Origin of the sequence: Enterobacter cloacae complex sp. (assembly GCF_900322725.1) — a bacterium.
Classification (GTDB): domain Bacteria; phylum Pseudomonadota; class Gammaproteobacteria; order Enterobacterales; family Enterobacteriaceae; genus Enterobacter; species Enterobacter quasihormaechei.
On the sequence record NZ_LT991957.1, the window covers coordinates 4,413,200 to 4,436,217 of the forward strand.

Sequence of the window (23,018 nt, forward strand, 5' to 3'; positions counted from 1 at the left end):
CCGCCCCCCTTTTCTACTGCTGAATACGCGACTCGTCCGACATGTCGCTGGCAGAGAAGGTTCTTGCTGGAGAACGGGCCTGTTTTTTGCATGCATAGCGGTCCGGCTGGCCTTCCGGGCGGGTTTTGAAGCGGCGATGCAGCCACATATATTGCTCGGGTGCCATCAGCACGGCGCGCTCAATCGCTCTGTTCATCTGCGTGGCCACCGACGCTTTATCGCCCCCCTGCAACGTATCGCTGATATCTTCCAGGATAATCAGCTCATACCCTGTACCGTCTGCTTTACGGCGCGGTACAAACGGGATCACGGCCGGTCTGGCACTTTTCACCAGCATGTAGCTCCCGGCCGTAGTGGCAGCGTCCGGGACGGCAAAAAACGGCACAAACACGCTATTCGCTTTGCCATAGTCGTGGTCCGGAGCATACCACAGGATCTCATTTTGCTTCAGCGCGCGGATCATGCCCTTCAGGTCATGGCGGTCAAGCATGGTTTTATTGGAACGCAGGCGCCCGCGCGTCTGTAGCCAGTCGAGCAGTGCATTATTGTTGGGTCGATACACTCCAATACCCGCGTTGAGCATGCCGAAGATGCGCGCGCCCAGCTCGAGCGTGAGAAAATGCATGCCAATAAGCACCACGCCCTTTCCTTTCGCCCGAGCCTGTTCCATATGTTCGTAGCCGGTCACGCTAAAGTGTTTGCGCACGCGCCAGTCAGGCCAGAACCACGCTATCCCCGTTTCGATGACGCCCATTCCAACTGATTCAAAATTACGCTCGAGTAAACGCTCGCGCGCATCCTCTTTCATCTCCGGAAAGCAAAGCTCAAGATTTCGTCTGGCGATCTCCACGCGGCGTGGAAGCAGGCGCATGGCCAGACGCCCGAGTCCGTGCCCTGCTTTTAACAGAAGCGAATAGGGGAGCTGGACCGTACACCAGAGTGCGGCGATGCCTGCCCAGCTGAGCCAGTAACGAGGATGAATAAAGGCGAGTGAAAACCGAGGTAATTTTGTCATGAAAAAATTATCCTTTTACTATCTGTACTTAATCTGGTGCAGTTGCAGTGCTTACCTGCTGATTTAACGAATATTGTTCGGAAGGAAGAATTGTAGCGGAATCGTTATGGTTTTTATTATCGATTTTTGCGATAGCAAATAAAGGCGGGGATCGCCGGGTGACAGTGCACCACCCGGCAAGCGGGTTACATCGAATAGCCGGGTTTCTTAATCAGCTTATCGAGTTTCGGGCCGATCTCGGTATCCCAGACCTGCGCCTTCCAGTCAGCTTCCTGAACTTCCTGAAGCGCCACGGAGATTGAGCGATCTTTGCTGTTCAGATGACGGGCGATCGCTTCGGCGATATCCGCCGCCAGCGCCGTTTTTTGTTCGTCATTCAGATCGCGTGGAAAACATTTGATATCAACATGTGGCATGGGCAGGGCTCCTTTTATAGATGAGCGTTCCACGTTATCAGATTATGTCGTTAGCTTTTAGCACCTTGTGCAGTTCCGGCAGCGCGCAAACCGCATCCGCGATGGCGGTGATATGGGGCGTATTGGTGGCAAACCACTCATGACGTGGCCCCCAGGTACGCGCGACGGCAATATAGACGTCAAGCAGCGTCAGCTGTGTGCCAAAAGCGAAAGGCGAGGCGCTGAGTTGCGTGTCGAACCACAGATAGAGCGATTTTCGGTACTCAATGCAGTTTTTCTTCAGCTGTTCGGGAGCATCAGGCACCCAGCGTTCCGGATAGTCTGCATACGTAAAGGTGGGATAGACGTTGGCCACAAACCAGATGAGCAGGCGCTGAAACTGCTGCCGCTCGGCCTGCCCTACGGGCGGCGCGAGATCGGGACATCTGTCGAGCACCATCAGGGCAATCGCCGCAGTTTCCGTCACGATCGTCCCGTTTTCCAGTTCCAGCGTCGGCACCTGGCACAGCGGGTTCAGTTTTAACAGCAGTTCGCGCTGCGGGCCGGGCTGGTCAAACCCGTCCACGTTGACGAACTGATACGGGATGTCTGCCAGAGTCAGCATCACTTCACCGATTGCCGATCCCCAGCCGGGTACGCCATAGAGTTTGATCATGTTGCCCCCTCAGGGATGAAAACCCTAAGTGTAGAGCAGCATGACCAGGTTATCCCAGGCGGGAAAACTACAATACTTTCGACAAAAACTGGCGCGTTCGCGGATGCGACGGTCGGTTTAACACGTCGTCGCTGCTGCCCTGCTCCACAATTTTTCCGTCAACCATAAACACCACCTGGTCCGCCACTTCCCGGGCAAAGCCGATCTCATGGGTAACCACCACCAGCGTCGTGCCGGAACGGGCCAGCTTTTTAATCACGTCCAGCACTTCACCAACCAGTTCCGGGTCAAGCGCTGAGGTGGGCTCATCAAACAGCATCACGCGGGGGCGCAGCGCCAGCGCGCGGGCAATGGCGATGCGCTGCTGCTGGCCGCCGGAAAGGTGACGCGACCAGGCATCGGCTTTTTCGCGCAGGCCGACCACATCCAGCAGGCTGTATGCGTTCTCGATGGCCGCCTTTCGGGTGAGTTTCTTATGCGCGATCGGCGCCTCAATCAGGTTTTCCAGCACCGTAAGATGTGGAAACAGGTTGAAGTTCTGAAACACGTAGCCCACGTTAACGCGCTGTTTGAGTATCTCTTTCTCTTTAAGCTCGTACAGTTTGTCACCCTGCCGGCGGTAGCCAATGTACTCTCCGTCAATCTGAATAAAGCCTTCGTCTACGCGCTCCAGATGATTAATGGTACGCAGCAGCGTCGATTTCCCCGATCCGGATGGGCCGAGGATCACCGTGACGGAACCCGGCGGGATCTCAAGCGTGACGTTATCGAGCGCTTTATGTCGGCCAAAAAACTTGCTGACGCCGGTAATAGAAATGTGTCCTTCAGGAGAGGCTTGCATGAACAGGCTCCTGTGCTGGTGAGGTGGTAACGGAACGCGTCCGGCTGGCTGCCCGATTCTGGTTTACGGCGGAGCGGCGCTCGCTGCGGGCGAGCCCACGCTCAACGATATGCTGTATGGCAGACAGGACGGTGGTAATCACCAGATACCAGACGGCTCCCACCATCAGCAACGGGATCACCTCCTGCGTACGGTTGTAGATCATCTGGATCGTGTAGAACAGCTCCGGCATCGCCAGCACGTAAACCATCGCCGTACCCTTGGCGAGGCTGATGATTTCATTGAATCCGGACGGCAAAATGGTGCGCAGCGCCTGCGGAAGAATAATGCGCACGGTGCGACGCCACGCCGGCAGCCCAAGCGCGGCGGCCGCCTCATACTGGCCGTGATCGACCCCAAGGAAGCCCCCGCGAATAATTTCCGCCGTATAGGCGCTCTGCACCAGCGTCAGCCCCACGACGGCGGTAGAAAACTGCCCGAGCACGTTGATGGTTTCAACGCTGCCCCAGGTAATGCCGGTAAAAGGCACGCCGAGAGAGAGCGTGTCGTAGAGATAGGAGAAGTTGTAAAGAACGATCAGCACCACGATCAGCGGCAGCGAGCGGAAAAGCCAGATATATCCCCACGCCAGGCTGCTCAACAGCCAGGATGACGAGAGCCGGGCCAGCGCCAGCATGCCGCCAATGACCACGCTCAGCACGGTGCCTATCAACGTGAGCAGCAGCGTCTGACCGACGCCTTCGAGGATCACTGGATCAAAGAACCAACGGGCAAATACCGCCCACTCCCAGCGGGGATTAAAGGCCACGGACTGAATCACGACCGCCAGCACAATCAGCGCCACCGCAGCGCCGACTGCGCGCAGCGGATAACGTAGGGGGACCACTTTTATGGTTTCAACGTTACTCATCGTCGCTCCTTATGCGGTTTTGCTGAGCGCTTCGCGGATCAGCGTTTTGGTGAAACGCAGCCGACCATCGAACGGCGGCTGGCTGTACTCTTCCGGATCGCGGTTGAGATCGAACTGCGGCTGATACCCCTGACTGAGATAGAGCCGTACCGCCTCCGGCTGACGAAACCCGGTAGTGAGGTATATGTGGCTGTAGCCCGCCAGTATCGCCCGGCGCTCCAGCTCCTGTACCACGCGCGCGGCCAGCCCCTGCTGGCGCAGCGTTTTATTCGTCCAGATACGTTTGATTTCTGCCGTGCGTTCGTCGAAGGGCTTGTAAGCGCCGGTGGCGATGATTTCGCCATCGCGCTCCAGCACGATAAACAGCCCCTGCGGCGCCAGGTACCACTCCGTCAGCTCGACTTCCGCATCCTTTGAAAAGTAGTCGCCGTAACGAGCGGCGTATTCACCGAACAGCCCGTCAATAATGGGCTGAAGATCGCTATCTTCCGGCGAAACGTCACGAAATTGTTCACGCATAGCGCCTCCTTAATCGCCCAGACCAGCCGGGTTAACCTCGGAACGGGGGATACGCTCAACGCCTTCTCCCCAGCGGTTCAGCACTTTGTCGTAATCTCCGTTCTTAATTACGCCGTTAAGCGCGGTTTGAACCGGTTCGACCAGGCCGCTCCCTTTTTTCAGCGTCACCGCGATATGCGCCGCCTTCGGCCAGCCGCCGTCGACGCTGCCAACCAGTTTGGTTTTACCGGTCAGCGCCGCTTTCCAGGCGCCGATCACGTTCGGGCCAAAATAGGCGTCTGCACGACCTGACTGTAGCGCGAGGGTTTGCGCCGCATCGTCTTTGGTGTAGACCGGGATAAACGGCTTAAGCCCTTTTTTAAGGTTCTCTTCGTTCCACGCCAGCAGGATCGCCTCCTGGTTGGTGCCGGAGCCAACGATGACTCGCAGCCCGGCGATATCCTCCGCCTTCTGGAGCGACACGATCGGGCTGGTGGATTTTACGTAAAAGCCAAGGGAATCCTTGCGATAGGTGGCGAAGTCGAACTTCTCTTTGCGCGCTTTGGTGACGGTGATGTTGCTGATCGCCGCGTCGTATTTCCCGGATGCCACCCCCAGCGGCCAGTCCTCCCAGGAGGTGGGAACCACGTTTAGCTCCAGCCCGAGGCTGTCCGCCACCAGGCGCGCAATGTCGACCTCACTCCCCAGCAGGGTTTTGTTGTCGTCGGAAAAGACCGTCAGCGGCGGCTGATTCAGCCCCGCCACCGCCACGGTAAATTTCCCCGGCACGGCAAAGCGATAGTCTTTCGGCAGCTGGGCGATCGCATCGCTGTTTTTGGCGGTATCGATCGGCGTTTTATTAGCTTCAATGCTCACGCCGGTGCCGTTAATATTGACGTTCTCTGCCCAGACGGCAGGGGTAAAGGCCAGCGCAAGCGCCAGAATAAGCGATGATTTCTGCATAGCGTTTTTCTCTTTTATTGTTGTGTGAACTGATTTTTGGGTTCGTCTAAGCCCAGACTTTCGCGCAGCGTGGTGCCGGGATAGTCAGTGCGGAACAGGCCGCGCGCCTGTAAAACGGGCACCACCTGGTCGACAAAGCGCGGGAAGGTATCCGGCGTGCCGCCCTGAATGATGAAGCCGTCTGCCGCCTTCTCCTCGAACCAGGCCTGTAAACCATCGGCTACCTGCTCCGGCGTGCCGGAAAAACGCGGGCGCGGCGATGCGGCTTCCAGCGCGACCTGACGCAGAGTTAAGTTGCGCTCACGGGCGTTACGCTTGATGTCATCGGTGGTGCTGCGAAAGCTGTTTTTGCCTAAATCGCCAATATCCGGGAACGGCGCGTCGAGGGGATACTGGCTGAAGTCGTGATGCTCGAAATAACGCCCGAGATAGTTCAGCGCATCATGAATGGAGACCAGTGCCGCCGTGGTTTGATACTGGTTTTCAACGTCATCGGCGTCATTTCCGACAATCACGCTGACGCCCTGGAATATATGTAAATCACCCGCGCGGCGACCGTGACTTTCCAGCTGCCGTTTGACGTCACGGTAAAAGGCCTGCGCTTCATCCAGCGTGTCATGGTGGGTAAAGATGGCGTCGGCGTGTTTTGCCGCCAGCTTTTTACCGTCGTCGGACGCGCCGGCCTGAAAGACAATCGGACGTCCCTGCGGCGTGCGGCCAATATTCAGCGGGCCGGAAACCTGGAAGAAATCACCGTGGTGATCCAAAGTATGCAGTTTCGACGCGTCAAAAAACTGTCCGCTCTCTTTATTGCGGATAAAGGCATCCCCTTCCCAGGAGTCCCACAGCCCTTTCACCACGTCGAGATACTCATCGGCAATGCGGTAGCGCAGCGCATGCTCAGGGTGTTTTTCGCGGGAGAAATTCTTCGACGATCCTTCCAGCGGTGAGGTCACTACGTTCCAGCCCGCGCGACCGTTGCTCAGGTGATCGAGGCTGGCAAACTGACGCGCAACGGTGAAAGGCTCGCTGTAGGAGGTGGACAACGTACCGACCAGCCCCAGGCGCGAGGTGACGCTTGCCAGCGCGGACAACACCGTCAGCGGCTCAAAACGGTTTAAAAAATGCGGAATGGATTTCTCGTTAATATAAAGACCGTCAGCAACGAAGATAAAGTCGAGCTTGCCCTCTTCCGCTTTTAATGCGGTTTCTTTGACGAAATCAAAATTTATACTGGCATCCGCGACCGCCGCCGGATGACGCCAGGCGGACATATTTCCGGATGCACCATGCAAAATGGTCCCCAGCCGCAATTGACGATGTGCAGACATATTCACCTCAAATAAATTAAACGTGTTGCAGGGCTTTTTCCGCGAGCTGTGCAAAATAGCGGGCAGCGGGTTCAATTAATGCTTCGTCAGGGTTAAATGCCGGGTGATGTAAACCAAACGGGCTGTTGCTGCCAATGCTGACAAACGCGCCGGGAACGTTTTGCAGATAGACCGCAAAATCTTCTCCGCCCATGTGCAGTTCAGCATGACGGGTTTCATACCCCGCCTCGCGCGCGACCGAGGTGGCAAACCCGGCCCAGTGCTCGTCGTTCACCAGCGCGGTGGGTCCGGCGTACCAGGTGATGTTGATCTGCGCGCTAAAGGCGCTGGCAAATCCGGCGGCGATTTCACCGACGCGTGCCTTTACGTTCTGCTGCACTTCCGTGCGGTGCGTGCGCAGCGTGCCCTCCAGCTCAACGCTTTCCGGCAGCACGTTCCAGGTATTCCCGCCGGCGATGCGCGTCACGCTCAGCACGACTGAATCCAGCGTGTTAACGTTACGGCTGGCGACGCTTTGCAGCGCGGTCACCAGCTGGCTTGCCAGCACGATGGCGTCATTACCTTCATGGGGGCGTGCGGCATGCGCGCCTTTACCGGTGATGTGAATAACGAAGCGATCGACGTTGGCATAGAACGGGCCGCCGCGCGTGGCAAATTCACCAACCGGCAGTGACGGCTCGTTATGCATCCCGAAAATCGCGCGTACATCGCGTAATGCCCCGGCCCGCACCATGCTTTTCGCTCCGCCAAAATTTTCTTCCGCAGGCTGGAACAGGATCCGCACGCGACCGTTGAGCGAAGCTTCCCGCTCCTTCAGCTTTAACGCGGCGCCGAGGATCACGCTGGTGTGAACGTCGTGACCGCAGGCGTGCATCACTCCCGCACGCCGGGAGCTGAACGGCACTCCGCTGCGCTCGTCGATAGGTAACGCGTCGATATCGGCGCGCAGCGCAATCAGTGCGTTGCCTTGACCTATCTCCGTAACCAGTCCGGTCTGAAGATCGTAATCCAGCGGGGCGATCCCGGCCGCCGTCAGCCACTCGCGCAAGCGGGCCGTTGTTTCAACCTCCTGACCGGACAGCTCAGGGTACTGGTGCAGCTCCCGGCGCCAGGCAATCAGCTGTTCGCTGAAGTTCATACGGTAACCTCCCTGTTAAGACGCGCCTCGGCCAGCAGTCGCAGGGACTGCACGCGCGTTGCGCCGTCAGCGACCGGCGTGTCGATGATAAATTCGTCAATGCCCCACTGCTGATGCAGCGCGTTGAGCTGTTCAAGCACCGACTCCGCCGTTCCGGCCAGCAGAGACTGCGCCCGACGCGCGATGCGCACCGGTTCACTTTCCGCCTGCCGCGCAAAGGCGTAGGCCTGTTCTTCGCTGGCCACGGTAACGCGCTGCCCGTTTGCCAGCGCCAAGCCCCACACTTCGACCTTATGCGCCAGCGCGTCGGCCTCGGCCTGGGTTGGGGCAACAATCACCTGCACGGCCACCATCACTTCCCGGACGCTGTGTTGACGCCAGGCTGTGACCACCTCGCGCAGCAGTTTAGGGTCACCGTTCAGGTGTGCGGCAAAGACAAAATGCCAGTCGAGGGAGGCCGCCAGCAGCGCGCTTTCGGTGCTGGCGCCCAGCAGAAACCCCTGGGCAGGTACCGGAGGCAGAGGCGTGGCGCGAACCGTCTCCTCCGCTGGCTGATTTTCAGGGCGGATCCAGCGATCGAGCTGCGTCAGTTGTTCCGCAAAGCTGCCTTTTTCCTGCGGATTAAGGCCGCGCTGCAACGCGCGGGTAGAGAGCGGCAGACCGCCGGGCGCTTTACCGACGCCCAGATCAACCCGGCCCGGCGCGATGGCGGCCAGTACGTTAAAGTTTTCAGCGACTTTATAGGGGCTGTAATGTTGCAGCATGACGCCGCCTGAGCCCACGCGAATACGCTTTGTTTGCCCGAGGATCCAGGCAATCAGCAGTTCCGGCGAGGGGCTGGCAAGCTGCGGAGTATTATGGTGTTCGGCAATCCAGAAGCGGTGATAACCCAACGTTTCCGCCTGCTGCGCCAGCGTTAAGGTGCGCGCCAGCGCATCGGCGGCGGTTTCGTGTTCTGCTATGGGGCTTTTATCCAGGATGCTGATTCGCCATGACATGTTGCGTTCTCGTTTGACTTAACATGTCGTCATTATTAAGGGCGGATTTCACCTCTGAGAAACAATTAATTTACATTTGGATTGCCGGAAATCAGCTATAGCTTACCGCTACGCGTTTGGATACTGTTCATCGGTGACCTTTTCCAGCCACGCCACCGGACTCCCGTCGACCGCTTCGGCGATGGCGATATGGGTCATCGCCGTCTGCGCGCTGGCGCCGTGCCAGTGCTTCACGCCGGGTGGGATCCAGGCGATATCCCCCTGATTCAGCGGTTCCGCCTCTTTGCCCCACTCCTGTAACCAGCCGCGTCCCTGCGTCACGATAAGCGTTTGTCCAAGGGGATGCGTATGCCAGGCGGTACGCGCGCCGGGTTCGAAGGTGACGGTTGCGCCGCCAACTTTTGCCGGTTCAGTCGCCTGAAAAGGCGCATCGATGCGCACGCTGCCGGTGAACCAGGCGTCTGGCCCCTGGACGGAAGGTAAAGAACCGCTACGGATAATTTTCATGATTTTCTCCTCTTAGATGTTGCGTTAACAGTAGCGTAAAGCCGCCATGAGCATTAGAGTGCATAATCAAAAAGGAACCATGAATTCAATTCATAAATCGGATGCACCGCCATGCTCAAAGACAATTTCAACGATCTGCTCTCCTTTATGGTCGTCGCCCGGGAGCGCAGCTTTACCCGTGCCGCTGCGCAGCTGGGCGTGTCACAGTCGGCACTCAGCCACGCGATGCGCAATCTGGAGGCGAGGCTGGAGGTGCGTCTGTTGACCCGCACTACCCGCAGCGTGGCCCCAACCGAGGCCGGCGAGCAACTGTTCATGCGCTTAAGCCCACATCTGCTGGAGATCGAGCAGGAACTCACCGCGCTGCGAGATACGCGGAACAAACCCGCCGGGAATATCCGCCTTACCGCCGGGGAGCACGCCATGTCTGCCGTGCTGTGGCCTGTACTCAAACCCTTTATGGCGCAGTATCCTGACATCAACGTTGAAGTCACGGTGGACAATGGCCTGACAGATATTGTCGATGGCCGCTTTGATGCGGGCGTGCGCCTGGGTGAGCAGGTGGCGAAAGATATGATTGCGGTACGTATTGCGCCGGACATGCGGATGGCGGTCGTCGGATCGGCAGATTATCTGCACCGTTTCGGCGTACCGGAAACGCCAGAGCAGCTTGAACAGCACCGCTGCATGAATATGCGTTTGCCTACTCACGGGGGATTATACGCCTGGGAATTTGAGCAAGACGGTCGTGAGATACGCGTGCGGGTTGACGGTCAGCTGATCCTTAACAGCCTGCCGCAACGCATCGATGCCGCCGTAAACGGGCTGGGGCTGGCGTATGTACCAGAAGATGCGATACTCGACGCGCTTGCTGAAGGACGGTTAGTGCGAGTCCTTGAGGACTGGTGCCCGGTATTTACGGGTTACCATCTGTATTATCCGAGCCGCCGCCAGCACACAACTGCCTTTGCATTGCTCATTGAAGCCCTGCGGCATTCATAATCTCTACCTGGCAGTAATTATCAAGTAAACCTGATGGATTAATCAGCGTTCACCGGCCTTTTTGCCTAAAAAAGCGCCACGATTCAGCGCATTGCGATCCCCGTCTGCTCTGACCACACGATTTCCTTCGACATGCATCACTTTCGACACGGTTATATTTTGCGTCGCTTATCAATTGCGGGTAGGATGCCTCGCCATGTTTTGCCTTATCCATACACAGAATGACTGGAAAGGCAGCATGTGTCTGCGCAGAAGCAATCGTTTGTTTCGGCCTCTGCCAGGCAGGACTATCACGTTAATGGTTCAGACAGGCAAACAGGTAACTCAATGAAAACAAGCAATAAAAGCGCAGCCGATCATCATGCTGCGAAACGTCGCTGGTTGAACTCTCACGAAGAGGGCTATCACAAGGCGATGGGCAACCGTCAGGTGCAGATGATCGCCATCGGCGGCGCTATCGGTACGGGTCTGTTTTTAGGTGCAGGCGCACGTCTGCAAATGGCCGGCCCCGCTCTCGCCCTGGTCTATCTGGTGTGCGGGATCTTCTCTTTCTTTATTCTTCGTGCCCTAGGCGAGCTGGTGCTTCACCGCCCTTCCAGCGGCAGCTTTGTCTCTTACGCTCGTGAGTTTCTCGGTGAAAAAGCCGCTTATGTCGCAGGCTGGATGTACTTCGTAAACTGGGCCATGACAGGCATCGTCGATATCACCGCCGTCGCGCTGTACATGCACTACTGGGGCGCGTTTGGCGATGTGCCACAGTGGGTGTTCGCTCTGGGCGCGCTGGCGATTGTCGGGACCATGAACATGATCGGCGTGAAGTGGTTCGCCGAGATGGAGTTCTGGTTCGCGCTGGTGAAGGTGTTGGCCATCGTGATCTTCCTGGTGGTCGGTACCGTATTCCTCGGCACCGGTAAACCGCTGGACGGCAACGCGACCGGCTTCCACCTGATAACCGATAACGGCGGTTTCTTCCCGCACGGCCTGCTGCCAGCCCTGGTTCTGGTGCAGGGCGTGGTGTTCGCCTTTGCCTCCATTGAGCTGGTCGGTACGGCGGCAGGTGAATGTAAAGATCCGCAGACGATGGTGCCAAAAGCGATCAACAGCGTAATCTGGCGTATCGGCCTGTTCTACGTTGGCTCCGTGGTGCTGCTTGTACTGCTGCTGCCATGGAACGCGTACCAGGCGGGTCAAAGTCCGTTTGTGACCTTCTTCTCTAAGCTGGGCGTGCCGTATGTGGGCAGCATCATGAACATCGTGGTATTGACCGCTGCGCTCTCCAGCCTGAACTCCGGCCTCTATTCAACAGGCCGTATTCTGCGCTCTATGTCGATGGGCGGATCTGCGCCAAAGTTTATGTCGAAGATGAGCAAGCAGCAGGTGCCTTACGCGGGTATTCTGGCCACGCTGGTGGTGTACGTCTTCGGCGTATTCCTGAACTATCTGGTACCGTCTCAGGTGTTTGAGATCGTACTGAACGTCGCCGCGCTGGGCATCATCGCTTCCTGGGCCTTTATCGTGGTGTGTCAGATGCGTCTGCGTAAGGCGATCAAAGAAGGGAAAGCGGCTGACGTCAGCTTCAAGCTGCCGGGCGCGCCGGTGACCTCCTGGCTTACCCTGCTGTTCCTGCTGAGCGTGCTGGTGCTGATGGCGTTCGACTACCCGAACGGTACTTACACCATCGCGACCATCCCGCTACTGGCGGTGTTGCTGATTGCCGGCTGGTTTGGCGTGCGTAAACGCGTGAACGAAATTCACAGTACCGCACCGGTTCATCCTGAAGAGGGCAAACAGGACGGTCCGCTGGTGGAAGAGACGTCGCGTTAATAAAAAAGCCGGGTGGCGGCTTCGCCATACCCGGCCTACATTTCCTGGTTTTTTAGGCCCGGTAAGCGCAGCGCCACCGGGCAATTCCCACATCAGAGTGCAATACGAATCACATCGTCAGGCTGGGTTGCTTCCTGCTGACGGGTAGACTTCTGTTTCACCGTCACGTACAGCGTCTTGCCATCCGCTGACAGCGCCAGGCTGTTCGGGTAAACCGGCGTATCGTAGGTTTTGGTCACTTTGTAAGTTTTAGCGTCAATCACGCTCACCTTACCTGCCTCGCGGTGCGTCACGTAGGCTTCATTGCGTGCCGGGTTAAACAGTACGGCCAGCGATTCTGGCGCGGCGATTTTCTGCATCACGCTGCCATCTTTCAGGCTCACCACCAGCACTTCTGGCTGTTTAGAATCCGTCAGGAACGCGCGCTGACCGGCAGTGTCCAGGCTCAGGTTCAGGTAGAAGTGCTCTTTTCCGTCGTCCTGCACCTTCTTACGGCTGAGGATTTTGTTGGTCGCGGTATCAATGGTGACCAGCTCGCCGTCCGCATTGGTGGTGTACAGACGTTTAGCCTGCGCATCCAGCGCCAGGCCGGTGCTGAACGTGCCGGTGTTCGTGATGGTGTCTTTCAGCTTCAGCGTTGCGCCGTCCACCACCCAAATCACGCTTTCTTTACCGATACCGGTAATGTACACCGTATTGGTCGCGTCATCGGCCACCAACTGGCGCGGCTGAAGAGGCTTCACCGTGTCGCTACGCTTGCGATCGTCCAGCACCAGGCGCCCTTTCACCTCGCCCGTTTTGGCGTCAATGGCCGTTACGGCGCTGTTGACGGTGTTTCCGAACCACAGGGTCTGGGTGGCTTTATCGATCGTGGCGCCAAACGGCTTGAGATCGTTATGAATCGCCTGCGTCACTTCCAGCGTGACCGGATCCAGGCGATAAACCACGCCGCCTTTATCGGTTTTGCGGCTTTGAGTCGTCGCAACCCACAGCGCGTTTTCCTGCTGGCTGACGGCCATTTCATACGCGCCCTTGCCTACCGCTTTGCGCAGCATCTCTTCAGCAGCATGAGCCTGGAACGTACCGGCGATCAGTAAAGAACCCAACAGCAGAGATCCACGCAGGCGCGGCGAGCACAGATGACGTAAAGACATAACAATTCCTTTTTAAATGAGGAGATATACCGCTGACATCGCTTCCGGGGGGCAAAGTCATCGCTTTGCCGCTATTTTAATGAGAATAGTAATCATTAATGAGTTGAATGTGGAGTATTTCTTTCCCTCATTCCATTACATTCACGAAATGTGCGGTTATAGTTTTCATAAGATTTACAAAGGATTTAACATATATACACAGGTTCCAGTTGATTTGGTTCGAATTTTTCTTAAACGGTTTATTCCATGAAAATCATTTCTGCCCGCAGGGCATCGCTACCACTGCTGTTCGTCCCCGTCGCTTTTGGCCCGCTGAGTGCGTTGGCCGCAGAAGAACAAACCCTGATTGTGAGCGCTACGCCGCAAACCGTCTCCGAGCTGGATACGCCAGCCGCAGTCAGCGTGGTACAGGGTGAAGACATGCGCCATGCCGCCCCGCGCATCAATCTCTCTGAATCTCTGGGGAGCGTCCCTGGCCTGCAAATCCAGAATCGCCAGAACTATGCCCAGGATCTGCAACTTTCAGTCCGCGGATTTGGCGCGCGCTCAACCTTTGGCGTACGTGGGATCCGCATGTACGTGGACGGCATTCCGGCGACCATGCCCGACGGCCAGGGGCAAACGTCAAACATCGATCTCAGCAGCGTAGAGAGCATCGACGTGCTGCGCGGCCCCTTCTCCGCCCTGTACGGCAATGCCTCCGGCGGCGTGATCAACATTAATACCCAGACCGGACAGCAGCCGGCCACCGTTGAGGCCAGCAGCTATTACGGCAGCTACGGCACCTGGCGTTACGGCTTGAAGGCCACCGGCGCGGTGGGCGACGGTACGCAGGCGGGAGACGTGGACTACGCCGTATCCACCACCCGTTTCACCACCCAGGGCTATCGCGATCACAGCGGCGCACGAAAAAACCTCGCCAACGCGAAACTGGGTGTCCGCATTGATGACGTCAGCAAGCTGACGCTGATTTTTAACAGCGTGGACATGAAAGCTAACGATCCGGGCGGACTGAGCTATCAGGAATGGCAGAACAATCCGCGTCAATCACCCCGCGGCGATCAGTACAACACGCGGAAGACCATTAAGCAGACCCAGGCCGGGCTCCGCTACGACCGTCAACTGAGCGAGCAGGACGACCTCAGCGTGATGATGTATGCCGGTGAACGTGAAATGACCCAGTACCAGTCCATTCCTGCTACCACGCAGACAGCAAACCCTGCGCATGCGGGCGGCGTGATTGATATGCAGCGTCACTATCAGGGTATTGATACGCGCTGGACACACCGGGGCGAGCTGCTGGTGCCGGTGACCTTTACTACCGGCCTGAACTACGAAAACATGAGTGAAAATCGTCGCGGGTATGAAAACTTCGTGATGGACAACGGCGTGCCGGAACTTGGCGTGAAGGGCAACAAACGCCGGGACGAACGTAACCTGATGTGGAACCTGGATCCTTACCTGCAAACCCAGTGGCAGCTAACGCAAAAACTGTCCGTTGAGGCGGGCGTGCGGTACAGCTCCGTCTGGTTTGACTCCAACGATCGTTACATTACGCCGCAAAACGGCGATGACAGCGGCGACGCCAGCTACCATAAATGGCTTCCGGCAGGTGCAGTGAAATACGCTGTGACCGACGCATGGAACCTGTATGCCGCAGCGGGACGCGGATTTGAGACCCCAACCATCAACGAACTCTCCTATCGCTCTGATGGGAAAGGTGGCCTCAATATCAACCTGCAACCGTCAACCAACAATACCTATGAGATCGGCAGCAAAACCCGCATCGGCAATGGTATCCTGACGGCAGCGCTGTTCCGTACGGACACCGACAATGAAATCGTGGTCGACGAAAGCAAAGATGGCCGCACCACCTACAAAAATGCGGGAAAAACGCGCCGACAGGGTGTGGAAATTGCGCTCGATCAGCAGTTTGCTGAGAACTGGAAGCTGAAAATGGCGTGGACCTATCTTGATGCCACCTACCGTACTAACGTCTGTAACAATGCAGACTGTAGCGGCAATCGAATGCCGGGTATTGCCCGTAACATGGGGTATGCATCGTTTGGCTGGGAGCCGGAGGAAGGCTGGTACGCGGGTGCAGATGCACGCTACATGAGCGACGTTATGGCAAACGATACTAACACCGCCAAAGCGCCCTCTTATACCGTGGTCGGTCTGAATACCGGGTATAAGCTCAATTACGGCAAATGGGGAATGGACATCTTTGGTCGCGTCGATAACCTGTTCGATAAAGAGTACGCCGGTTCAGAGATTGTTAACGCTGGCTACAACCGGTATTACGAACCTGCCCCTGGTCGTAACTATGGCGTGGGCCTGTCGGTCTCATATCGTTTTGAATAAAACAGTCTCCGGCAGCGCGCGTTGCCGGTAAAAATTAAAAAAATAACATTATTCCCGGTTGCCTGATGCGCCGGGAATTCATTCAGGAAATGTTAAACAGGTATAAACAGATAAGTCTGCCAGAAAGCGCCTTAACTGTAGTACTGTCGTTGCAGAAGAATATTGGCTTCGTCGATGGCTTTATCGATCGCTTCCCGGCTGGCCGCCACATCCCTTTTCTCAAGCGCAGAAAGCAGATCGTCATAATGATAGGTCTCTGCGGGCACGTCACTCAGCTCTTCTTGCAGGTAGTTGATACAGGGCCCTATCCGTACCCACAGCTGCTCAATCAGCGAGTTCAGGGTCGGCATCTCGGCATATTGATAGAGGGTAAACCGGAACACGCGGTTGGCCTGAATCGCTTTCTGCACATCGCCCTGATGCATGGCGGTGCTGAAATTATCAGCCAGCGCACGTAGTGCATCCAGTTTGGTGTCGGTCATATTCTGGCACGCCGCCGCAACGGCCATCGGCTCAAGCTGCTTTCTGATGGCGTTAATTTCGTTATACCGTTCCAGCGTGACTTCCGGGACCAAAAACGCCTGCGCAGGCGTGGCCTGTAAGGCGCCCGCCGACACCAGGCGCAGCAGGGCCTCGCGCACCGGCGTGATGCTGGTGCCTAATTTATCCGCAATCTCTTTGGTGATGAGTCGAGCCCCAGGTTTTAATGAGCCCGTAATTAACGCTCCCTTTAAACTGTTCTCAACTTGCATAGTCAGACTGATTCTTTGTGCTTTTTCCAAATTATCCAAATCAAGCATGTCAAATTCCCGTAGCCAAAACAAAATGCCATTTTCGGCGACTGTTTAAAAAAACATCGCCGGTTCGATATAATCCTGTATCGTCATGCCTGGTAAGTTGGGCGCGCGTTAAAATAAAAAATCGTTCAAATAATAGTGCGTTTACCACTTATGGCTGAGCTGGGCCGAAGGCGCGCAAAGCTTATGGGTTAATTAAAGACAATATATCGTATCTGCACAAATAATTATGGCGGACCCCGTCCGCCATAACCGATGCCCTGATTAGTCTGCCGCCACGCGGATCACGACTTTGCCGAAGTTTTTCCCTTCAAGCAGCCCAATCAGCGCGTCAGGGGCCGCTTCCAGCCCTTCCGTAACCTGCTCGCGATAGTGAATTTTGCCTTCCTGCACCCAGCGGCCCATTTCTTGCTGGAACTCGTCGATACGATGACCATAGTCCTGAGCGATAATAAAGCCCTGCATGCGGATGCGTTTTTTCAGGATGGTTCCCATCAGCAGCGGTAACCGGTCCGGACCCTCTGGCAGGTTGGTCGCGTTGTAGCCGCTGACCAGTCCACAAACCGGTACGCGCGCGGAGGTATTCAGTAGCGGAAGCACGGCGTCAAAGACTTTACCGCCGACGTTTTCGTAATAAACGTCAATGCCCTGCGGGCAGGCTTTCGCCAGTTGTTCAGCAAAATCGTCCGCACGGTGATCCAGACAGGCGTCGAAACCGAGCACATCAACCGCATGACGGCATTTTTCCTCACCGCCGGCCACGCCGATGACCCGGCACCCTTTTATTTTACCGATCTGCCCCACCGTTGCGCCTACCGGCCCCGTGGCTGCGGCCACGACAAGCGTTTCCCCCGCCTGAGGCTGACCGATATCGAGCAGCCCCATATACGCGGTGAAACCCGGCATCCCCAGCACGCCGAGTGACCACGAAGGGCGCGACGGGTTTTCGTCCAGTTTCACCAGCCCCTTCCCGTCCGACAGTTCATAGTCCTGCCAGCCGCTGTAACCCAGAACCCATTCACCTTCTTTATAATCAGGATGGCGGGACGTCTCGACGCGGCTTACCGTACCGCCCACCATCACGGCACCAATCTCGACCGGAGGTGAATAGGATGGCGCATCGCTCATGCGGCCTCGCATATACGGATCCAGCGAGAGCCATACGGTGCGTAACAATACCTGGCCCTCTGCGGGCGTGGGGATAGGCTGTTCTTCTAAGCGGAAGTTATCGGCGACCGGCGCGCCGTGCGGACGGGAGGCCAGTACCCAGCGTCGGTTTTGCGTAGTAGATTGACTCATTCATCTCTCCTTACTGCTGAAAATGTCATTCAAGCCTGGCACGTTATGCTGCGGATCGCTTTTGCATTATGAGCCGGACTGATTAAGCCGCACGACCAGATAAAGGCATGGTTCATCCGTTTCGTTGATAAACCGGCAGTCGTTCGGCGGCCCGAGTTCCAGACAATCTCCGGCCTTCATTTCATGGCGGGTGTCCCCCTCCAGAAAGACCAGCTCACCGGCCTGCAACCAGATCAGCTGTCGCGCCAGCGCATAGGAGGAGGCAGGCATTGGCACATCGCTGCCCGCGGGCAGTTCGACCTGGACGAGATCGATAGGCAGATCGGTGCGCGGCGACACGTGGCGACGCACATAGTGGGTTTGCGGATCGCGCCATACGGGCTGGTTCGCCAGACGTAACAGCTTGCCCTCCTGCATTTCCGCGCGCGCGATGAGCGTTGACATGCTGATACCGAAGGCACCGGAAAGACGGGCAAGCAGCGTCGCCGTTGGGCTACTGTCGCCCCGCTCAATCTTGTGGATCATGGCGCGCGAAATACCTGCCCGTTCGGCCAGTTCGCTTATAGACCAGCCCCGGGACTCACGTTCCAGGCGGATACGGGCGCTAATCCGTTGATTCATATTGTCTGTTATTGTATTCATGACGTCATACTATAGTGTATGGATGCTCTCTCTGGGTGGTCTGGCGGTAAAAAAATAGGGATTTTGTCGTAGCGGTGCAATACAAGAACTGTGTAATATTGTGAGTAGATCGTACTACTATAGTGAACAACACAGCCAGAGGTTAACCATGATCGTTCGTCATGCCTGCAAAGAAGATTGTGCCGCTATCGCTGAAATTTATAACCATGCGGTTCTGCACACCGCCGCCATCTGGAACGATAAAACCGTCGACACCGATAACCGTATCGCATGGTTTGAGGCGCGAACGATGGTGGGTTATCCGGTACTGGTTAGTGAAGAAGACGGTGTGGTGACGGGATACGCCTCATTCGGCGACTGGCGGGCATTCGACGGTTTTCGCCATACGGTGGAGCACTCGGTGTACGTTCACCCGGATCATCAGGGCAAAGGCATTGGTCGGCTGCTGATGAAGGAATTAATTACGGAAGCCCGTCTGATCGGTAAACATGTGATGGTTGCCGGAATTGAGGCCCAGAACCAGGCGTCCATTCATCTGCACAACAATCTGGGCTTTATTACTACCGGAAATATGCCGCAGGTGGGAACCAAATTTGGCCGCTGGCTGGATTTAACCTTTATGCAGCTCCAGCTTGATGAGCGCAGCGATCCGGATGCTCTGCCATGAATCAATCGTTGACGTTAGCGTTTCTGGTAGCCGCCGGGATTGGGCTGGTGGTGCAGAACACCCTGATGGTGCGCATTACGCAATCCTCCTCCACCATTCTTATCGCCATGCTGCTCAATTCGCTGGTGGGGATCGTGCTGTTTGTCAGCATCCTGCTGGTGAAAAATGGCCTGGCGGGGGTTAGCGAACTGGCGTCAACGGTGCGCTGGTGGACGTTGATCCCCGGGCTGCTGGGCTCGTTTTTTGTCTTTGCCAGTATTAGCGGGTATCAGAACGTGGGCGCGGCAACGACGATTGCCGTACTGGTGGCAAGCCAGCTGATTGGCGGCCTGGTGATGGACATCCTTAAAAGCCACGGCGTCCCGCTGCGCGCGCTGATTGGCCCGGTCTGCGGCGCAGTGTTGCTGGTGGTCGGCGCCTGGCTGGTGGCGCGGCGCCAGTTTTAACCCTACAGAATAGTCCCGCCCTGCGTAAGGTGAGCATGGCGCGCCTCCGCTTCTTCTTTATGTTGCTTACCGTGATGTGAAATCGCGGTGCGCAGGCGCTGCTGCTGGGTATAGCGATCTTCACGGCTCAGCTCTGCATCATCGCTTAATGCGATCAGCAGTTCATTCATGTGGGTAATAACGCTCTCTTCGATGGCGGCATCAACGCGGGCGATAACATCGTTTAAATGTGACATTGTCACTCCTTTTAACGTACCCGGTGGCGCCAGGCGTACCGGGCCTACGGGTGCTGAGTGTAGGCCGGGTAAGCCTGGCGCCACCCGGCAATAATACGATCAGTTCAGCTTCGCTTTCGAAAAATCACTGCCCATCAGACTCACGCTGTAACCCGTCACGTTGCTGCGGGTCGCGTAGAACGTTTTGCCGTTAGCTAACGCAATCCACGGCGCCTGCTGGTAGAAAATCTCCTGCGCCTGGCCGTACAGCTTCGCACGTTCTTCCGGGGTGCTGGTCAGCTTAGCCTTTTGCACAAGCTCATCATACCCCTTATCACACCAGCGCGCGGCGTTGGATCCGGTTTTAATACTGTTACAACCCAGCAGCACGTCGGCGAAGTTATCCGGATCGCCGTTGTCGGACATCCAGCCGAACAGCGCGGAATCATGCTCGCCTTTACGCATGCCGGAGAGGTACTCACCCCACTCGTAAGACACAATTTTTGCCTTAACGCCCACTTTCGCCCAGTCGGCCTGGATCATCTCCGCTATACGCCGTGAGTTCGGGTTGTACGGACGCTGAACCGGCATCGACCAGAGCGTGACCTCCGCGCCCTTCTCCAGACCCGCCTGCTTAAGCAGGGCTTTTGCTTTTTCCGGATCGTAGTCATAATCCTTCAGGTCTTTATTAAAGCCGAGCATGTTCGGCGGGATCGGCGATTTGGCTACCGTGCCAGATCCCATAAAGACCGCGTTCACGATGGCCTTTTTGTCCGTCGCATAGTTCAGGGCCTGGCGTACCAGCACATTATCAAACGGTTTTTTCTCTGTGTTAAACGCCAGATATCCCACGTTCAGCGCGTCCACCGAGTGCAGCGTCAGGTCTTTGTTTTTCTTAATCACTTCAAACTGCACGGGCGACGGCGCAGGAACGATCTGGCACTCGTTGGTTTGCAGCTTCGCCAGACGGGTTTCCACGTTTGGCGTGATGGAGAAGATCAGGTGTTTGGTCGGCACTTCACCGTCCCAGTAGTTTGGATTGGCGACGTAGCGGATCAGCGAGTCCACCTTGTACTGCTGAAGCACATAGGGCCCGGGGCCGATTGGCCAGGTGTCCACATTTTCAGGCGTGCCTTTTTTCAGCATCGCATCCGCGTACTCGGCGGAGAGGATTGAGGCAAAGTCCATTCCCCAGTCAGCCAGAAATGCCGCGTTGGGTTCACTCAGCGTGAACTGAACGTGGTAATCGTCGATCTTTTTCACATCCTGAATGAGCTTGTCGAGGCCCACGTCATTAAAGTATTCGTAATTACCCTGGGAAACGTTGTGATACGGATGCTTAGGGTCTTTCTGACGCATGACCGAGAAAATAACGTCATCGGCATTGAAGTCGCGCGTCGGTTTAAAGAATTTATTGCTGTTGAACTTCACCCCTTTTCGCAGGGTAAAAGTATAGGTTTTGCCATCGGGTGAAATGGTCCACGACTCGGCGAGCGAAGGCACGGGGGTATTTTTCACCGGATCGAAGTTAATCAGACGGTTATACAGCGTTTGCGAACTGGCGACGAACGAGGGTCCAGAACTGGCGATTTGCGGGTTAAACGACTCCGGTGACGCTTCGGAGCAGTAGATAATGGTGTCTTTGTTTGCCGCCCATGCGGCACTTGCCGGCAGCAGCGCGCTCAGCGCGAGGGCGAGCACGGTTTTCCCTGTAGACATGGTTATTACCCTTTCGGTTTTATTATAGTGGACAGTAATAACAGCACAGGCGATATAACCTGACAAATAACGAATCACTATCAGGTTATTCTAAAGCCGCACTTTTCGCTGGTTTAAGCACCAGCCCACGAAAAACGATTTGCCTTAAGGTGCGTTAGTCGTCAAGCACAACCGTCCCGATCAATGCCGCAAGAAATCGTCCCTTTTGCCGTCTCCTCAGCCGTTTGTTTGCAATCGCGTTTAGCTAAAGTAACGGCGTGAAAAAGTCTACAGGACCAAATCGTGGCAAAAACACTTTTACGCAGCGGCAATCTGGATGATTTTCAGGCCGTTGGCGGCGGCGGACAGGCCGTTTTTGAATCAGCCCTGCAAATTCGGGAAGCGCTTCGGTTGCGCAAACAGCAGGCTATCGTCGATTGTCTGGCCATTCCTCAGGTCAATGACGGCGCCGACCGCGTTGACTGGTACTCCCCGGTTGAGGGCTCGGTCTCCAGCTGGAAGGCGGCGGACGAAGACGATCGCTTTCGTGCCCTGCGCTATCTGGAAAACACGCTTGCCAGCGTGGAGTCGCTGAGTAAAAAATGCCTCCAGTCACCGAAAACGGCGCAGCAGCTGTTTGGCTCACTGCTTTCAAAAGCCTTCCAGTTTCCCGGGGAAAACTTTGTCTATCTCGTCGATGGCAAGCCGGTGATCTGCTTCTGGGGTTTCGTCAATCTTAACGAGAATGCGCGCGATGACGTGCTGGACTGCCTGCGCGAATCGTTGATCCCTGAGCCTGAGCCAGAGGTGATTGTCGAACCTGAACCGGAGCCAGAACCCGCCCCGGCGGTGACCTTTGAGCAGGCCGATGCCCCGCTTATCACGCCTGCGGCTACCGTCCGTATCACCGAAGATGAACTCTATACGCCAGAGCCGGTGCGCATGAACGTCGAGCCGCCAGAGCCCGCACCGACGGTCGTGCAGAAAAAGCGTCGCTCCCCTCTGTGGCTACTGCCGGTTGCCGCGGTCATCGTTGCGGCCATTGCCACCCCGCTGCTGTGGCCAAAACAGGCCGCGACCGCAGCGCCGGCCGCCACGCCTGCACCAGCCCCCGTGGCGATTGCGCCGGTCCCGATTAAGACGGTGGAGCCGCTTGAGTTAAAACTCCCGCTGCACCAGGCCGAAGTGGTAGAGCCGAAGGTAAAAGCGCCTGCTCCGGCGGCCGAGCCTGTGGTCATTACCGCGATACCGAAAGATGCAATGGTGATGGAGGCAAACCAGGTCAAGGCCGGGTTAACGCGCTTCCTGAACGGTACCTGGCGCGCGTTTCTCGATGTGCAGGACCCGCTCACCGGCAAACCGCCATCGCTGCGCTATCAGATCCAGAACAACAAAGGTTTCGCCCGGGTCGTGCATGGCGACAATATTGTCTGCCGCGTGGACGTCTTCTCCGGATTACACAGCAACGGCGAGCTGTTGATTAAAACGCGCGGCAACGCACGTTGCACCGACGGCTCACGGTATCCGATGCCGGAAGTGACCTGTAAGGCGGGTGCCAGCGATGTGGCGGAATGCACCGCACGTTACGATGCCAACACCGTCGTTCCTTTGACGTTCAAGAAAGCAGGTGTCTGATCC

At 56.6% G+C, this 23,018-nt stretch carries 21 protein-coding genes and 1 pseudogene; 6 read left to right on the plus strand and 16 right to left on the minus strand.

Annotated features, from left to right (window positions below; translation table 11 throughout):
• Nucleotides 1-13: 13 nt before the first annotated feature.
• The 10 genes and pseudogenes from DBR02_RS21640 to DBR02_RS21690 all read right to left on the minus strand — a co-directional run bounded on the left by DBR02_RS21640 (nt 14) and on the right by DBR02_RS21690 (nt 9,272).
• A complete protein-coding gene (locus DBR02_RS21640) occupies nt 14-1,015 on the minus strand; it encodes a Kdo(2)-lipid IV(A) acyltransferase (protein WP_107535415.1) in 1,002 nt (333 codons plus the stop codon).
• 185 nt (nt 1,016-1,200) lie between these two features.
• Nucleotides 1,201-1,431: a tautomerase PptA gene (gene pptA, locus DBR02_RS21645; protein ID WP_063866648.1), complete on the minus strand. Its 231-nt coding sequence runs from the start codon at nt 1,429-1,431 to the stop codon at nt 1,201-1,203.
• Between the two features lie 37 nt (nt 1,432-1,468).
• A complete protein-coding gene (locus tag DBR02_RS21650; RefSeq protein ID WP_063866647.1) occupies nt 1,469-2,086 on the minus strand; it encodes a glutathione S-transferase family protein in 618 nt (205 codons plus the stop codon).
• 67 nt (nt 2,087-2,153) lie between these two features.
• A complete protein-coding gene (locus DBR02_RS21655; RefSeq protein WP_063866646.1) occupies nt 2,154-2,927 on the minus strand; it encodes an amino acid ABC transporter ATP-binding protein in 774 nt (257 codons plus the stop codon).
• Entirely contained in the window at nt 2,911-3,837 is a 927-nt protein-coding gene (locus DBR02_RS21660) for an amino acid ABC transporter permease (RefSeq protein ID WP_107535416.1), read from the minus strand. Before DBR02_RS21660 ends, DBR02_RS21655 begins: the two co-directional genes overlap by 17 nt.
• A gap of 9 nt (nt 3,838-3,846) precedes the next feature.
• Nucleotides 3,847-4,356 carry a GNAT family N-acetyltransferase gene (locus DBR02_RS21665; protein WP_107535417.1) on the minus strand — a complete coding sequence of 170 codons (510 nt, stop codon included), beginning with the start codon at nt 4,354-4,356 and terminating at the stop codon, nt 3,847-3,849.
• Nucleotides 4,357-4,365: 9 nt separating this feature from the next.
• Nucleotides 4,366-6,629, minus strand: a pseudogene (locus DBR02_RS27020) (NtaA/DmoA family FMN-dependent monooxygenase).
• Nucleotides 6,630-6,645: 16 nt separating this feature from the next.
• A complete protein-coding gene (locus tag DBR02_RS21680; protein ID WP_107535420.1) occupies nt 6,646-7,767 on the minus strand; it encodes an amidohydrolase in 1,122 nt (373 codons plus the stop codon).
• Nucleotides 7,764-8,765 (minus strand): LLM class flavin-dependent oxidoreductase, encoded by a 1,002-nt coding sequence (locus DBR02_RS21685; RefSeq protein WP_107535421.1) that lies wholly within the window; start codon nt 8,763-8,765, stop codon nt 7,764-7,766. Before DBR02_RS21685 ends, DBR02_RS21680 begins: the two co-directional genes overlap by 4 nt.
• Before the next feature lie 108 nt (nt 8,766-8,873).
• Nucleotides 8,874-9,272: a (R)-mandelonitrile lyase gene (locus DBR02_RS21690; protein ID WP_063449931.1), complete on the minus strand. Its 399-nt coding sequence runs from the start codon at nt 9,270-9,272 to the stop codon at nt 8,874-8,876.
• A 111-nt stretch (nt 9,273-9,383) separates the two neighbouring features.
• Here DBR02_RS21690 and DBR02_RS21695 point away from each other — a divergent pair, with 111 nt between their 5' ends.
• A complete protein-coding gene (locus tag DBR02_RS21695) occupies nt 9,384-10,274 on the plus strand; it encodes a LysR family transcriptional regulator (RefSeq protein ID WP_107535422.1) in 891 nt (296 codons plus the stop codon).
• A gap of 327 nt (nt 10,275-10,601) precedes the next feature.
• The gene (gene ansP / locus DBR02_RS21700; protein WP_063866638.1) at nt 10,602-12,098 is read left to right on the plus strand and encodes an L-asparagine permease; all 1,497 of its coding nucleotides are present in this window, start codon (nt 10,602-10,604) and stop codon (nt 12,096-12,098) included.
• Between the two features lie 92 nt (nt 12,099-12,190).
• On the opposite strand, the gene yncE is transcribed toward ansP, so the two are convergent.
• A complete protein-coding gene (yncE, locus tag DBR02_RS21705; RefSeq protein WP_107535423.1) occupies nt 12,191-13,252 on the minus strand; it encodes a 7-bladed beta-propeller protein YncE in 1,062 nt (353 codons plus the stop codon).
• Nucleotides 13,253-13,498: 246 nt separating this feature from the next.
• On the opposite strand from yncE, the gene pqqU reads away from it, so the two are divergent.
• Nucleotides 13,499-15,616, plus strand: a complete 2,118-nt coding sequence (pqqU, locus tag DBR02_RS21710) for a TonB-dependent receptor PqqU (RefSeq protein WP_107535424.1) — start codon at nt 13,499-13,501, stop codon at nt 15,614-15,616.
• Nucleotides 15,617-15,747: 131 nt separating this feature from the next.
• Here the strand turns inward: pqqU and DBR02_RS21715 are convergent, their stop codons facing one another.
• From DBR02_RS21715 to DBR02_RS21725, 3 genes are all read right to left on the minus strand, one after another.
• Nucleotides 15,748-16,416 carry a GntR family transcriptional regulator gene (locus DBR02_RS21715; protein WP_107535425.1) on the minus strand — a complete coding sequence of 223 codons (669 nt, stop codon included), beginning with the start codon at nt 16,414-16,416 and terminating at the stop codon, nt 15,748-15,750.
• 261 nt (nt 16,417-16,677) lie between these two features.
• On the minus strand, nt 16,678-17,712 hold the full coding sequence (locus DBR02_RS21720) for an NADP-dependent oxidoreductase (protein ID WP_107535426.1): 1,035 nt from the start codon (nt 17,710-17,712) through the stop codon (nt 16,678-16,680).
• 66 nt (nt 17,713-17,778) lie between these two features.
• Nucleotides 17,779-18,354, minus strand: a complete 576-nt coding sequence (locus DBR02_RS21725; protein WP_107535427.1) for a helix-turn-helix domain-containing protein — start codon at nt 18,352-18,354, stop codon at nt 17,779-17,781.
• A gap of 148 nt (nt 18,355-18,502) precedes the next feature.
• On the opposite strand from DBR02_RS21725, the gene DBR02_RS21730 reads away from it, so the two are divergent.
• Both DBR02_RS21730 and DBR02_RS21735 read left to right on the plus strand, forming a co-directional pair.
• The gene (locus tag DBR02_RS21730; protein WP_107535428.1) at nt 18,503-19,021 is read left to right on the plus strand and encodes a GNAT family N-acetyltransferase; all 519 of its coding nucleotides are present in this window, start codon (nt 18,503-18,505) and stop codon (nt 19,019-19,021) included.
• Nucleotides 19,018-19,467: a DMT family transporter gene (locus DBR02_RS21735; RefSeq protein WP_063866633.1), complete on the plus strand. Its 450-nt coding sequence runs from the start codon at nt 19,018-19,020 to the stop codon at nt 19,465-19,467. The genes DBR02_RS21730 and DBR02_RS21735 overlap by 4 nt, the downstream gene beginning before the upstream one ends.
• Nucleotides 19,468-19,469: 2 nt before the next feature.
• Here the strand turns inward: DBR02_RS21735 and DBR02_RS21740 are convergent, their stop codons facing one another.
• The gene (locus tag DBR02_RS21740; RefSeq protein WP_107535429.1) at nt 19,470-19,703 is read right to left on the minus strand and encodes a YdcY family protein; all 234 of its coding nucleotides are present in this window, start codon (nt 19,701-19,703) and stop codon (nt 19,470-19,472) included.
• 99 nt (nt 19,704-19,802) lie between these two features.
• Complete coding sequence (locus tag DBR02_RS21745; protein WP_107535430.1) at nt 19,803-21,401, minus strand: ABC transporter substrate-binding protein; 1,599 nt, start codon at nt 21,399-21,401, stop codon at nt 19,803-19,805.
• A gap of 282 nt (nt 21,402-21,683) precedes the next feature.
• Between DBR02_RS21745 and DBR02_RS21750 the strand changes: the two genes are divergently transcribed.
• The gene (locus DBR02_RS21750) at nt 21,684-23,015 is read left to right on the plus strand and encodes an SrfA family protein (RefSeq protein WP_107535431.1); all 1,332 of its coding nucleotides are present in this window, start codon (nt 21,684-21,686) and stop codon (nt 23,013-23,015) included.
• Nucleotides 23,016-23,018 lie beyond the last annotated feature (3 nt).